A 14,163-nucleotide genomic window follows, 5' to 3' on the forward strand; every position below is an offset into this window, starting at 1 on the left:
CATGACACAGACATCAAGTTTGGTAGAGCTAACGTCTAAACCGACAAAACATTTCATTTGGAAGGTCTCCTTTCAATTGGATTTGGAAGTTTTCTTGACTACTGTAAGGTTCCCCAGAAACACCTTGCACCAACAGCCTCGCATAAGAGAATTCTAGTCACTGGCTCAGCTGCCGCCTGTACCCTACTAGGTACAGAAGTGAGCTTAGTGGAAACAGCTAGTGTGTTGGAAGTAGGGACAAGGCTTGGGTAACAGACTTTAAAATGAAGTCTAAGCAACAAGGAGAGAAAGAAACAACCATGAGTCCATTCCATGACTCTATTGTTCTGGAAAACCTTGCAATAGTCAAGCTATAAAATTGTTAACACTTGGGATTGAAAATCCCCATAAACTTATTTTACGAGGAGGGAAAAAATGTCATCATTTTCAAAACAGCTTAAAAAATATCGAACAGAGCGTTCTTTATCACAAGAAGAGCTGGCACATAAACTCTTTATATCACGTCAGGCAGTTTCAAAGTGGGAAAAAGGTGAGGCTAAACCTGATTTAGATAATGTTATTAAATTAGCAGAGATTTTCGATGTTAGTTTAGATGAGCTTATCTTAGGGAAAGAAGATGACAGTCAGTCGATTCATGAAGCAGAATTCATCTATAATCCTAATACTGGCACTTATGACAAGCAAAAAAAGCGTAAAATAGAAAATTTTTATGATTTTGCAGCTCAATTTTGGCCGCTGTTACTGATTATTTTTTGGGGAATGTCTTACTTTATCTATAAAATTATTGAATTGTTTATGGTGGGGAAATAGCTATGGTAGCAGCGAATAATGATATCTCACTAAAATCCCGTATCAAAGAGCTGTTTGTTGATTATCTGCTGATTATTGCTTATCTTGTTATTTTATTTCTACTGTCGCTTAGTTTTTATATCTTTATTTTCGGCAAAATTCCCTATTTCACTTTGCTTCAGTCGCAGCTAATAGCTGGATTAACTTCTGTTGTACCAGTTGTTATAGGTTTTTCCTGGATGGATTATTGTGGCGGCAGTTTCGGGAAAAGAAAGGCAGGACTCAGACTTTCCTATCAGAAAAAGACGTTTTTGGCTGCTTCAATTCGTAACATCATTAAATTTTTTCCTTGGCAGTTAGGGCATATGGGAACGATTGATGGCATTTATACAGATTATACCAGTTTATTTGGCCATATTTGCACTTCTGCTAGTTTGATTTTACTGTTTATTTTGCTATGGATGGGACTTTTTAGGAAGGATAAGCGTCATTTGGGAGATTTGTTAGCAGGAACTCAAGTTGTGAAAAAAGAGTCTGAGGCAAAAACCCCAAACTCTTACATAAAGTTAAGCAAATACAGTGTGTGACAGACTAATCTTATCCTTTTTGCACTAGCCCACTTAATTTCAGTGATTTTTTTATTTTAAACCAAAAATGAATTTGATAAAATAACATAAATAAGGTGGAAATTAAAAATCCCAGCATAAAAATTTTTTCTTTCCAAGCAAAAAAAGCGATATAAATAAGAATAGCAAAGAGATAAAAAACAATTAAATAATGCTGTCTTTGAATTCGTTTATTAACATAGTCTGACATCAGCAGCTCCTCCTTTTTATTTTTTATTTATTATAACTTTTGATATTTCGCCTGAAAAGAAATATGGAGTGGCAGTATGGCTATTTAGCGTAGCATAAGCTGACACAAGGAATGATTTATTTTAAAATAAAAGAAAAGTAGGTTGACAGTCTTGTAAATTTTTTGTCAAGGTTTGTGTCATTCTTTATCTTTACAGCACAAAAAAAGGAGAAATATGATGCAAAAAAGCAGTTCAGCTGCCCCAGTTCACAGCTTAGGTGAAAAAATAAAAACTCAGCGTAAATATCTGGGCTTATCTCAGGAAGAATTGGCAGAGAAACTCCATGTATCTCGTCAAGCAATAACGAAGTGGGAAAATAACAGAGGTATTCCAGAAATCGGGAATCTGATAGCTATCTGTGATTTTTTTAATTGGGAGTTGGATAGCCTTATTAAGGACAATCAGCTGGTCAAAGAAAAATTAATCGCAGACAGTGCGTCAAAAAAGTGGCACTTACTTGTCATTATATATTTACTTGCTGTCATCGCTTATATTATAGTAATGACCTTTACAGCAAGACTATTCATGGTTGGCCTGTTGGTTGCGACAGTTTTTATGCTTTTTTATGAGTTAAGAATTTTTGTTAAAGAAAAAATTTATCAGCAACAATTACCCAAAAATTAAGCTGCGGTTGAGCATCATATAAAATTTGCCAAGAAAAAATAATATCAGATTTAGCATATTGTTTAATAATCAGATCTTGTTTTAAACAGATGGTGAAGTTTTATAAATGTTTGGATAATTGTTAAGCTTTTTTCTTGAGTTTCTGTTATAATAATCAGTGTTGAAATTTTGATAACGGAGAAATTTAAAATGGCTTTAACAGCAGGTATTGTTGGTCTTCCCAATGTTGGTAAATCAACCTTATTTAATGCAATCACAAAGGCAGGGGCAGAGGCTGCCAACTATCCTTTTGCAACGATTGATCCAAATGTCGGAACAGTAGAAGTACCGGATGAACGGCTGCAGCGACTGACAGATTTGATTAAACCCAAAAAAACGATTCCGACAACATTTGAATTTACGGATATTGCAGGTATTGTCAAAGGTGCTTCAAAAGGTGAAGGTCTTGGTAATAAATTTCTTGCCAACATACGTGAAGTTGATGCTATAATCCATGTAGTGCGGGCATTTGATGATGAAAATGTTATGCGGGAACAAGGACGTGAATCTGATTTTGTTGATCCAGTAGCTGATATTGAAACCATAAACCTTGAATTGATTTTAGCTGACTTAGAGTCAGTAAATAAACGTTATACACGTGTTGAGAAGATAGCTCGTACACAAAAAGATAAGGATTCAGTCGCAGAGTTAGCCGTTCTTCAAAAACTAAAACCTGTTCTTGAAGACGGAAAATCAGCTCGCTCAATAGAATTCACAGATGATGAACAAAAAATTGTCAAACAGCTGTTTTTATTAACAACAAAACCGGTTCTTTATGTGGCAAATGTTGATGAAGATAAGGTAGCTGATTCAGACAAACTTGCATATGTGCAGGATATTCGAACATTTGCAGCAAGTGAAAATGCTGAAGTTGTCGTGATATCAGCGCGTGCTGAGGAGGAAATTTCAGAACTGGATGATGAAGATAAATTACTTTTTCTTGAAGATTTAGGCCTGCATGAATCCGGTATTGATAAATTAACACGTGCTGCCTATCATTTATTAGGTCTGGCCACTTATTTTACAGCTGGTGAAAAAGAGGTACACGCTTGGACTTTTAAAAGGGGGATAAAAGCCCCACAAGCCGCAGGGATTATCCACTCAGATTTTGAAAAGGGGTTTATCCGTGCTGTAACGATGTCTTATGATGATTTGCTTAAGTATGGCAGCGAAAAAGCTGTTAGAGAAGCAGGACGCTTGCGTGAAGAAGGCAAAGATTATATTGTTCAAGACGGCGATATTATGGAGTTTCGCTTTAATGTATAGTGATATATGCATTATGCCTGACTTAATTGGCAGTTTTGAAACCTGAATGATGTATAACGGTCTTGTTTGAGCAGAAGTTAAAAAGAGTTGAGACAGACTGTCCCAGCTCTATTTTTGGCGGAAAGGAAAATGAATGGTAAAAATGATTGCAGGATTAGGTAATCCAGGTTCAAAATATAAAGACACACGTCATAATATTGGCTTTATGGCTATTGACAAAATTGTAAAAGGACTTGACACAACCTTTACAGAAGATAAAACGTTTAAAGCTGAAATTGGTTATGCCTTTCTTAATGGTGAGAAAATTTATTTTGTGAAACCAACTACTTTTATGAATAATAGCGGTATTGCTATTAGAGCTTTGCTGACTTACTATAATATTTCATTGAGAGATTTTATTGTTATCTATGATGATTTAGATATGAAGACAGGTAAAGTCCGTTTCCGTCAAAAAGGCTCTGCTGGTGGTCACAATGGAATAAAATCCCTTATTGCTCAGTTAAGGACACAAGAATTTAAACGTATTAAAATTGGTATTGGGCGACCTAAAGACAGCAGAACTGTTATTGATTATGTCCTCAGTAAATTTATTGAGGAAGAACTTGACACAATCCATACTGCACTTAATAAAGTTGACAAGGCTGTCAAGTTTTATTTACAAGATGATGATTTTGAAAAAGTTATGCGTCAATTTAATGGGTAAGTTATGAATATAGTAGATTTATTTAGCCAAAATAAAAAAATTCAAAGCTGGCATGCAGGTATATTGACTGCAAACCGCCAGCTTCTTATGGGACTCTCTGGCTCAAGCAGGGCTGCTGTTATTGCATCTGCTTACCATAGTGCAGCTGATAAATTGGTTGTTGTCACTTCAACTCAAAATGAGGCTGAAAAACTAGCTAATGATTTAGGCAGTTTGATTAGCGAAGAAAATGTTTATTCATTTTTTGCTGATGACGCAGCTGCAGCAGAGTTTGTTTTTGCTTCATTTGACAGGGCTGTTTCCCGATTAGCGGCCCTTCATTTTTTAAGTTCTGAAAACGAAAAAGGAATCTTAATCACTAATACAGCTGGGATGCGTATTCTTTTACCAAGTCCTAAAAACTATCAAGAAAGCTATTTATCCTTTGAAGTAGGAAAAGAGTACAGGCTTGACAAAATTGTAAAGAAATTATCGAATATTGGCTATAAAAAAGTAAAGCAAGTATCTCATTCAGGAGAATTCAGTCAACGAGGAGCTATTTTAGATATATACGATATTAATGCCAGTCTGCCTTATCGATTTGAATTTTTTGGAGACGAAATTGATAGTATCCGACAATTTGATAGTGAGACTCAAAAATCTTTAAATCATATAAAAAAAGTAATTGTCTCACCTGCAGATGATATTATACTATCCGATCAAGACTTTGAAAGATTTACTTCTGTTTTAAAAAAACAAATGGCAGTTGTAAAAGATGAAACTTTGCATTCTTATTTGAATGAATTGCTGTATGCCAGTCAAAGCTATTTTAGACATAAGGATATTCGTAAGTTTTTGAATCTTGTTTACGAAAAAGAATGGACTTTACTGGATTACATCCCTAAAGGAACACCATTAATTTTTGATGATTTTCAAAAAATAACAGATTTTAATAATCGATTTGATACAGAAGCTGCTGGTATCTTGACAGATGATTTACAAAATAGTAAAGCATTGTCAACTTCAAATTACTTTTCTGATGTTTACAAAAAGTTACAAAGTTATCAACCGGCCAGCTTTTTTTCAAATTTCCATAAAGGCTTGGGACGTATAAAATTTGATGAAAGTTATCAGTTTACACAGTACGCAATGCAGGATTTTTTCAATCAATTTTCTATATTAATTGATGAGATAAAACGTTATCAGAAAACACAAAATACAGTTTTGATACAAGCAAGTTCACAGCACAGTCTGGAGCGTTTGCAGGAATCATTGCAAGAGTATGATTTTGACATCCCTGTAAGCACAATAGGCGATATCCAAAGCAAAAAAGTTCAAATGATTTTGGGAGATTTATCAAACGGATTTTATTTTGCTGATGAAAAACTTGTTTTAATCACAGAACATGAGATTTACCATAAGCGATCGAAAGGGAGAGTACGGCGTTCACAGCATATTACCAATGCTGAGCGTTTAAAAGATTATAACGAGTTAGCCAAGGGAGACTATATTGTTCATAATGTTCATGGAATCGGGCGTTTCTTAGGAATTGAAACGATTGAAGTAGGAGGCGTGCATCGTGATTACATAACCATTCAATATCAGAATTCAGATCGCGTCTCTATTCCTGTTGAGCAAATTGAAACTCTGTCTAAATATTTATCATCTGATGGCAAAGAACCTAAAATCAACAAACTCAATGATGGGCGCTTTCAAAGAACTAAACAAAAAGTCACACAGCAGGTTGAAAATATTGCTGACAGTCTTATAAGTTTGTATGCTGAACGCAGTCAGTTAGAGGGGTTTCCCTTCTCACCTGATGATGATTTACAACGCGCATTTGATGACGATTTTGCTTATGTTGAAACAGAAGATCAACTGCGTTCTATCAAAGAAGTAAAAGCAGATATGGAAAAAGCCAAGCCTATGGACCGTCTTTTAGTAGGAGATGTCGGATTTGGTAAAACAGAAGTTGCTATGCGTGCTGCATTTAAAGCTGTTAATGATCATAAACAAGTCGCTGTTCTCGTTCCAACTACTGTTCTTGCCCAGCAGCATTACAGCAATTTTAGAGAACGTTTTGAAAATTACCCGATTAATGTTGATGTTCTTAGCCGTTTCAGAAGTAAAAAAGAGCAGCAAAATACACTTGAACAATTAAAAAAAGGGCAAATTGATATTATTATCGGGACACATCGTTTATTATCAAAAGATGTTGTCTTTGCAGACTTAGGCTTGATTGTCATTGATGAAGAGCAGCGTTTTGGAGTAAAGCACAAAGAAAGACTCAAGGCATTGAAAACCAAAGTTGATGTTTTAACTTTAACAGCTACCCCAATTCCGCGAACACTTCATATGTCGATGCTGGGAATTCGTGATTTGTCTGTTATTGAAACTCCGCCCACCAATCGTTATCCTGTACAAACTTATGTTTTGGAAAATAATCTAGATATAATCCGAGAAGCCATTATTCGAGAAATAGACAGAGAAGGTCAAATTTTTTATATTTACAATAAAGTTGACACAATTGACAAAAAAGTTTACGAACTGCAGCAGTTGGTTCCAGAAGCCAGTATTGGATTTGTACATGGTCAAATGAGTGAAATTCAGTTGGAAAATACGCTCATCGATTTTATTAATGGCGATTACGATGTATTGGTTGCTACAACAATTATCGAAACTGGAATTGATATCTCTAATGTCAACACATTATTTATTGAAGATGCCGACCGGATGGGATTGTCAACCTTATATCAACTTCGAGGGAGAGTGGGACGTTCCAACAGGATTGCTTACGCTTATTTGATGTATCATCCGACTAAGATTTTATCAGAGGTTTCTGAAAAACGTCTAGATGCAGTCAAAGGCTTCACAGAATTAGGATCAGGTTTTAAAATTGCTATGCGTGACTTGGCCATTCGCGGAGCAGGAAACATTCTGGGATCCTCGCAAAGCGGCTTTATTGATTCTGTTGGCTATGAAATGTACACACAGCTTTTAGAAGAAGCTCTCGCTGTTAAACAAGGAAAGTCTAAAATAAGACAGAAGGGTAATGCCGAAGTCAATTTGCAAATTGATGCCTATCTTCCAACAGAGTACATAGAAGATGAACGGCAAAAAATAGAAATATACAAACGTATTCGACAGATTGAAAATCGTCAGGACTATGAAAATTTACAAGACGAACTAATTGACCGTTTCGGAGATTATCCGGATCAGGTCGCTTATTTACTTGAAATTGGCTTACTTAAAGCCTATATGGATTTTGCTTTTGCGGAATTTGTTGAACGTAAGCAAGATAGCATAAAAATAAGGTTTGAAAAAACTTCCTTGAAATTTTACTTGACACAAGACTATTTTGAAGCTCTGGCAAACACTGATCTAAAAGCAAGTATCGGTGAATATGATGGGAAGATAGAAATTATTTTTAATGTAAAAAACAAAAAAAATTATGAGATTTTGGAAGAACTGATGAAATTTGGTCAAGCACTGAGCACAATTAAGGACAGAAAAAACTGAGTTTTTGAAAATACAGAAACGCTCTAATTTTTAAATCAGATATGAAACGATTAAACAGGCAGAACTTAAAAATTTATCTTGGCCGCCTGGTAACTGCAGCCTTTTTCTGTTAATTAAACAAGAAAAATGATAAAATAAATGAATAATGAGGGAGACGAAATGCGACTCGACAAATTTTTAAAAGTATCACGTATTATCAAGCGCCGTCCTGTAGCTAAAGAAGTAGCTGATAAAGGCCGTATTAAAGTTAATGGTATTTTGGCTAAGAGTTCAACGGATTTAAAAATTAATGATGAAATAGAAGTCCGTTTTGGTCATAAATTATTGACGGTGCGTGTTTTAGAATTGAAAGACAGTACAAAAAAAGAAGATGCAGCTAAAATGTATGAAATAATAAGTGAGACAAGGATCGAAACAAATGAAGAAACCTAACATTGTCCAACTTAACAATCAGTATATTAACGATGAAAATTTAAGAAAGCGTTATGAAGAAGAGGAAACACGCCGCCGTAATCGCTTTATGGGATGGATTTTAATTTTTATTATGCTGCTTTTTATTTTACCGACCTACAATCTTGTAAAAAGTTATATGACCCTGCAAGAACGTAAGGAACAAGTTGTAAAATTGGAAAAAGAGTACGATGAGTTAGCGGAAGAAACAGAAGCAGAAAAGCTTTTGGCTGAGCGTTTGAAAGATAATGATTATGTTGAAAAGTATGCACGCGCTAAATATTATCTTTCCCGTGAAGGAGAAATTATTTATCCGGTGCCAAGTCTACTGCCAAAATAAAGAATATGGAAGATTTAATTGAAACTATTGAAAAATTTTTAGCCTATTCTGATGAGAAATTAGAAGAATTGGCGATAAAAAATCAACAACTGAGAGAAGACAGTCTGTCAAAATCTGTTGAAAGGAGGAGTCGATGAAACAGTTATTAGCCTTTATGTTAATACCTTTTTGTTTGACTCCTCTTCTTCTGTACAGTTCAGAAAAAAGTGAATGGTCAAATGAAATGCAGTACAATCTAATCTCTAATGTAGCAACAGATGCTTTTTATTTTGATACCATCCCGAGCAATCCTAACCTCTATCACTCAGTTTCCTCCTATAAAGACAGCAATTTGACTGCCGTGTCTCATACAATTAAACCAAACAGCAAGATAACAATCACTGGGATGCTTATCAATGATAATTTGATTCCGGTTTTTGTACTGTCAGATGGTACTTATATTGAGGCCAGCCATCAAATTATTTATGATGATATTGTCTACAGTCAGGAAAAAGTTGATTTAGACTACTGGCTTGAAGAAGATTTTAAAGTTTATAATCAGCCTCTTGTATACGGAAGCAAAGAAGTCAAAAGCTCTTTAACGTCCTATACTCAAATACACCTGACAGAAAAAGCAGTGACTGAGCAGGGAGTTTTCTATAAGGTTTCTGGTAAAGGCTGGATCAGTGAGGATTATCTGTCAGTTGCGGATAATCGTATGAAAAAAATTCAAAGTCTTTTGACGCAAAAATATAATCAGCCCAATTACTCTATATTTGTTAAGCAATTAAATACTCAAAAAAGTGCCGGTATTAATGAGGATACAAAAATGTATGCAGCCAGTGTTGCTAAGCTGGCAACACTTTATTATACACAGGAACAGATTCAGGATGGAGAGCTTAAATTCACTGATAAGCTGAAATATATCAGTGAAGTGAATAATTTTAAAGAAGCTTATAATCCGAGCGGCAGTGGAAGAATCAGCAAAACCGCTGATAATAAAGAATACAGTGTGGAAACCTTGCTGAAAGCTGTTGCTCAGAATTCTGATAATGTTGCTACTAATATCCTGGGCTATTATGTAGCTGAACAGTACGATAATGACTTTCAAGATGAAATTGACGACATATCTGGAATGAAATGGGACATGAAGGAAAGAAATATTTCTGCTGAAGCAGCAGCCAATATGATGGAAGCTATCTACTATCAGGACGGAAAAATTATAGAGTATTTATCTTTGACCGATTATGATGACAGCAGAATTGCAAAAGATATTTCTGTGCAGGTTTCTCATAAAATCGGAGATGCTTACGATTATAAGCATGATGTTGCTATTATTTACGCAGAGGAACCGTATATTGTTTCCATTTTTACGGATAAAGCTTCTTATGATGATATCACTAGAATTGCTGATGATATCTATGCTGTTTTAAAATAAAATGAATCAAAAAATTTTAACTCATATTCAGGAAAAAGCCTATTTTACAAAACACCATAAAGTTTTAATCGCTGTATCTGGCGGGGCTGATTCAATGAATTTACTACATTTTTTATACGCTTACCAAAAAGAGCTGGCTATCGAAATTGGAATCGCTCATGTTAATTATAAGCAGCGCCCGGAAGCAGATGATGAAGAAGCTTATCTAAAGAAATGGGCATTCAATTATAGTGTTCCTATTTTTACGCGTGACTTTTCTGGCTCTTTTTCAGAGAATGCGGCCCGCCGGTTCCGTTATTTCTTTTTTAAGGAAGTGATGTCTTCAGAACATTATACTGCTGTGGTTACTGCTCACCATGCTGATGATCAGGCTGAGACTATTTTTATGCGGCTGATTCGTGGGAGTCGGCTGCGCCATTTATCTGGTATTGCAGACCGTCAAACATTTGGTACTGGCGAACTTATTCGACCGTTTCTACCTTTTCCTAAAGAAGATTGGCCGGATATTTTCCATTTTGAGGATGCTTCTAACCAGACATCAGCTTTTTTAAGAAACCGTGTCCGCAATCACTATTTGCCGGCTTTAGAAGCAGAAAATCCGAAGATTAAGGAGTCTCTCCAAAGTTTAGGAGCAGAGAGTCGATTTGTTTTTCAGGCTTTAAAAGATTTGACAGCTCATATTAAAACAACTGACTGCCATGAATTTTTACAGCAGACCGAACCGGTACAAATGGTTTTACTGCAGGCTTATTTGGAAGAATTTCCTGATTTGCAGGTAAGTAAGGGACAGTTTAATGAGATACTGCATCTTATTCAAACGCATGCTAACTGTACCTATGCTATCAAAAAAGGCTATTACCTGCTTAAAAGTTATGACTCATTTGAAATTAAAAAAATCAGTCCTGAGACCTATAGGTCATCTAAAGAAAAAGTGGTAGAATGTGACAGTATAGTCAAATATGGTCAGTACCGATTTTCTTTCAAACAGGATTCAGATAATAAGGAAACAGAGATTCCGATTTTTAGTTTAAGTCCGATTTTACTGCGGGAAAAACGAGATGGTGACCGTATTAATTTTGGAAAATTCACAAAAAAACTAAGCCGGCTTTTTATTGATGAAAAATTTTCTTTTCAGGAAAGGGCAAATGCTGTTATTGGAGAGCAGGAAGGCGACATCATTTTTGTTCTGATTGCCGGTAAAACTTATTTGAGAAAAGCATCTAATCGTGATATAATGAAAGCCACATTGCATATTGAGAAATTAGAAGACAGGTGAAGTCATGCTTGAACAGGACATTGAAAGAATCCTTTATTCAGAAAAAGAAATTATTGATAAAACAAAAGAGCTTGGAAGGCAGCTGACAAAAGACTATCATGGTAAAAACCCGCTTTTAGTTGGCGTTTTAAAAGGTTCGGTCCCCTTTATGGCTGAATTAATGAAACATATTGATACTCAGGTCGAAATTGATTTTATGGTCGTATCAAGTTACCACGGCGGAACAAGAAGCAGCGGCGAAGTTAAAATTCTTAAGGATGTAGACACTAATGTTGAAGGGCGCGATGTTATTTTTATTGAAGATATTATTGATACAGGGCGCACTTTAAAGTATCTGCGTGATATGTTTAAATACCGACAAGCTAAATCTGTAAAGATTGCTACTTTGTTTGACAAACCAGAAGGTCGTGTGGTAGATATTGATGCAGACTATATTTGTTATAATGTTCCAAATGAATTTATTGTAGGTTTTGGCTTGGATTATGCTGAAAAATACCGTAATCTCCCATATGTTGGTGTCTTAAAAGAGAAAGTTTATTCAGAATAACTATTATACGTAGAAAAAGGTCGTTTATTACTTTATGAAAAATAATAATAATGGTTTTGTACGAAACTCTTTTGTTTATATATTGCTGATTGTCTTAGTTGTGACAGGATTACAATATTATTTAAGAGGAACAAGTACACAGAGTCAGCAGATTAGCTACTCTAAATTAATCAAGCAAATAGAAGCTGGTAATATCAAGTCTATTACTTACCAGCCTAATGACAGTGTCATTGAAGTTACAGGTAAATATAAGGAAGCACAGGAAGTAAAGACAGATACTAATTTGTCATTTCTTGGTTCAACTACAACAACTGTAACCAATTTTACTTCTATCGTACTTGCAAATGACAGTTCAATAGAAAAAATAACTGCAGCAGCAGAAGAATCAGGGACCAGTCTCAGAGTCAGAAGGGAAAGCTCCAGCGGTGCTTGGATTTCACTTTTAATCAGCTTTTTGCCGATTGTAGTTGTCATTGTCTTTTTTATGATGATGATGAATCAAAACGGCGGTGGAGCTCGTGGGGCGATGAGCTTTGGTAAAAATAGAGCTAAATCCCAAAGCCAAAGTCATATAAAAGTCCGTTTTTCGGATGTTGCCGGTGCTGAAGAAGAGAAGCAGGAACTAATTGAAGTTGTTGATTTTCTTAAAAATCCAAAAAGGTACAAGCTGCTTGGAGCCCGTATTCCGGCCGGTGTTTTGCTTGAGGGCCCTCCGGGGACAGGTAAAACCCTTCTTGCAAAAGCAGTTGCCGGCGAAGCAGGAGTGCCGTTCTTTAGCATCTCTGGTTCTGATTTTGTTGAAATGTTTGTCGGTGTAGGGGCAAGCCGTGTTCGTTCTTTGTTTGAAGACGCAAAGAAAGCAGAGCGTGCTATCATTTTTATTGATGAAATAGATGCGGTCGGACGGCGTCGCGGTGCCGGCATGGGCGGCGGAAATGATGAACGGGAGCAAACACTTAACCAACTGTTGATTGAAATGGATGGTTTTGAAGGCAATGAGAGTATCATTGTTATTGCAGCAACAAACCGGAGTGATGTTCTTGACCCAGCTCTTCTTCGTCCGGGACGCTTTGACCGAAAGGTTTTAGTAGGCAGTCCTGATGTTAAGGGGCGTGAAGCTATTTTACGAGTTCATGCCAAGAACAAACCATTAGCTGATGATGTTGATCTTAAAGTTGTGGCTCAACAAACACCTGGTTTTGTTGGTGCCGATCTTGAAAATGTCTTAAATGAAGCTGCTCTTGTCGCTGCTCGCCGAAATAAAAAGTTAATCGATGCCAGTGACATTGATGAGGCTGAGGATCGTGTTATTGCAGGACCATCGAAGAAAGATAAGACCGTTTCACAGAAAGAACGTGAAATGGTTGCTTACCACGAAGCTGGCCATACTATTGTCGGGCTGGTGCTTTCAAATGCTCGTGTTGTACATAAAGTAACTATTGTACCGCGCGGCAGAGCTGGCGGTTATATGATTGCTCTTCCTAAAGAAGATCAAATGCTGCTTTCTAAAAGCGATATGAAGGAACAGTTAGCGGGTCTTATGGGGGGCCGTGTTGCTGAAGAAATTATTTTCAATGCTCAGACAACAGGTGCTTCAAATGACTTTGAACAGGCAACTCAAATGGCGCGTGCTATGGTTACAGAGTATGGAATGAGTGATAAATTAGGGCCGGTGCAGTATGAAGGAGATCATTCTGTTATGCTTGGTCAAATAAGTCCTGAAAAATCATACTCGGCGCAGACGGCACAAATGATTGATGATGAAGTCCGTGACTTACTAAATGAAGCGCGCAATAAAGCAGCTGAAATTATTCAAGAAAACCGTGAAACACATAAATTAATTGCTGAAGCTCTGCTTAAGTACGAAACATTAGATGCTTCGCAAATTAAATCAATTTATGAAACGGGGAAAATGCCGCAAGAAACTGACAAAGAAGGTGAAGCTCACGCCTTGTCTTACGATGAAATTAAAGAAAAACTGTCAGAACAAGAACAGGACTAAAAATAATCCGCTAATTAAAACGTTAATTCGAAAGACTATGATATGTTTAGGAACACTTTTTAAGGTGTTCCTTTTTTAGAAATGAACTAAGGCAGATTGCTTTCGGCTTTTTTTATTGAGGAATAAAGGAAGTTTAGAACAAAACAGCTGTAAGCCGATTAATCCAAGTGCCTACCTGCTCAAGCCCTATCGCTGAAAAAACGTAATGGCAATAAAAAAATGTCTTTACCCCCTTGACAATAGATGAGAAGAGATGCTATACTAATTGAGCTGTCAGAGAGAGTCTGAGGGGAAAAAAGGAAAAAGTCCTTGACAGCTCTCGTATGATTTGCTAGAATAAAGGAGTTGTCTCAAAG

The 14,163-nt window shown here is 36.2% G+C and carries 14 protein-coding genes; 13 read left to right on the forward strand and 1 reads right to left on the reverse strand.

The features are described from left to right. The first annotated feature begins 414 nt into the window (after positions 1–414). Both AB3329_RS11160 and AB3329_RS11165 read left to right on the forward strand, forming a co-directional pair. Positions 415–810, forward strand: coding sequence for a helix-turn-helix domain-containing protein (locus tag AB3329_RS11160; protein WP_368396217.1), 396 nt, complete (start codon positions 415–417; stop codon positions 808–810). Between the two features lie 2 nt (positions 811–812). Continuing rightward, the gene (locus tag AB3329_RS11165; protein WP_368396219.1) at positions 813–1,376 is read left to right on the forward strand and encodes an RDD family protein; all 564 of its coding nucleotides are present in this window, start codon (positions 813–815) and stop codon (positions 1,374–1,376) included. 10 nt (positions 1,377–1,386) lie between these two features. Here AB3329_RS11165 and AB3329_RS11170 read toward each other — a convergent pair whose 3' ends face one another. Continuing rightward, positions 1,387–1,605, reverse strand: coding sequence for a hypothetical protein (locus AB3329_RS11170; RefSeq protein ID WP_368396220.1), 219 nt, complete (start codon positions 1,603–1,605; stop codon positions 1,387–1,389). A gap of 214 nt (positions 1,606–1,819) precedes the next feature. On the opposite strand from AB3329_RS11170, the gene AB3329_RS11175 reads away from it, so the two are divergent. The 11 genes from AB3329_RS11175 to ftsH all read left to right on the forward strand — a co-directional run bounded on the left by AB3329_RS11175 (position 1,820) and on the right by ftsH (position 13,807). Beyond that, a complete protein-coding gene (locus AB3329_RS11175) occupies positions 1,820–2,269 on the forward strand; it encodes a helix-turn-helix domain-containing protein (protein WP_368396221.1) in 450 nt (149 codons plus the stop codon). Between the two features lie 189 nt (positions 2,270–2,458). Continuing rightward, a complete protein-coding gene (ychF, locus tag AB3329_RS11180) occupies positions 2,459–3,574 on the forward strand; it encodes a redox-regulated ATPase YchF (RefSeq protein ID WP_368396222.1) in 1,116 nt (371 codons plus the stop codon). Positions 3,575–3,707: 133 nt separating this feature from the next. After that, complete coding sequence (gene pth, locus AB3329_RS11185; protein WP_368396224.1) at positions 3,708–4,277, forward strand: aminoacyl-tRNA hydrolase; 570 nt, start codon at positions 3,708–3,710, stop codon at positions 4,275–4,277. Between the two features lie 3 nt (positions 4,278–4,280). Then, positions 4,281–7,775: a transcription-repair coupling factor gene (mfd, locus tag AB3329_RS11190; protein ID WP_368396225.1), complete on the forward strand. Its 3,495-nt coding sequence runs from the start codon at positions 4,281–4,283 to the stop codon at positions 7,773–7,775. A 159-nt stretch (positions 7,776–7,934) separates the two neighbouring features. Next, the gene (locus AB3329_RS11195; protein ID WP_368396226.1) at positions 7,935–8,207 is read left to right on the forward strand and encodes an RNA-binding S4 domain-containing protein; all 273 of its coding nucleotides are present in this window, start codon (positions 7,935–7,937) and stop codon (positions 8,205–8,207) included. Next, positions 8,194–8,565: an FtsB family cell division protein gene (locus tag AB3329_RS11200; RefSeq protein ID WP_368396227.1), complete on the forward strand. Its 372-nt coding sequence runs from the start codon at positions 8,194–8,196 to the stop codon at positions 8,563–8,565. The genes AB3329_RS11195 and AB3329_RS11200 overlap by 14 nt, the downstream gene beginning before the upstream one ends. 5 nt (positions 8,566–8,570) lie before the next feature. Further along, complete coding sequence (locus AB3329_RS11205; protein WP_368396228.1) at positions 8,571–8,702, forward strand: SP_0009 family protein; 132 nt, start codon at positions 8,571–8,573, stop codon at positions 8,700–8,702. Beyond that, positions 8,699–9,982: a serine hydrolase gene (locus AB3329_RS11210; protein ID WP_368396229.1), complete on the forward strand. Its 1,284-nt coding sequence runs from the start codon at positions 8,699–8,701 to the stop codon at positions 9,980–9,982. The genes AB3329_RS11205 and AB3329_RS11210 overlap by 4 nt, the downstream gene beginning before the upstream one ends. Before the next feature lies 1 nt (position 9,983). Then, positions 9,984–11,258 carry a tRNA lysidine(34) synthetase TilS gene (tilS, locus tag AB3329_RS11215; RefSeq protein WP_368396230.1) on the forward strand — a complete coding sequence of 425 codons (1,275 nt, stop codon included), beginning with the start codon at positions 9,984–9,986 and terminating at the stop codon, positions 11,256–11,258. A 4-nt stretch (positions 11,259–11,262) separates the two neighbouring features. Then, complete coding sequence (gene hpt, locus AB3329_RS11220; protein WP_067064698.1) at positions 11,263–11,805, forward strand: hypoxanthine phosphoribosyltransferase; 543 nt, start codon at positions 11,263–11,265, stop codon at positions 11,803–11,805. 34 nt (positions 11,806–11,839) lie between these two features. Beyond that, complete coding sequence (gene ftsH, locus AB3329_RS11225) at positions 11,840–13,807, forward strand: ATP-dependent zinc metalloprotease FtsH (RefSeq protein WP_368396231.1); 1,968 nt, start codon at positions 11,840–11,842, stop codon at positions 13,805–13,807. The last annotated feature ends 356 nt before the right edge of the window (positions 13,808–14,163 follow it).

Origin of the sequence: Streptococcus huangxiaojuni, assembly GCF_040930515.1 — a bacterium.
Taxonomy (GTDB): Bacteria; Bacillota; Bacilli; order Lactobacillales; family Streptococcaceae; genus Streptococcus; species Streptococcus huangxiaojuni.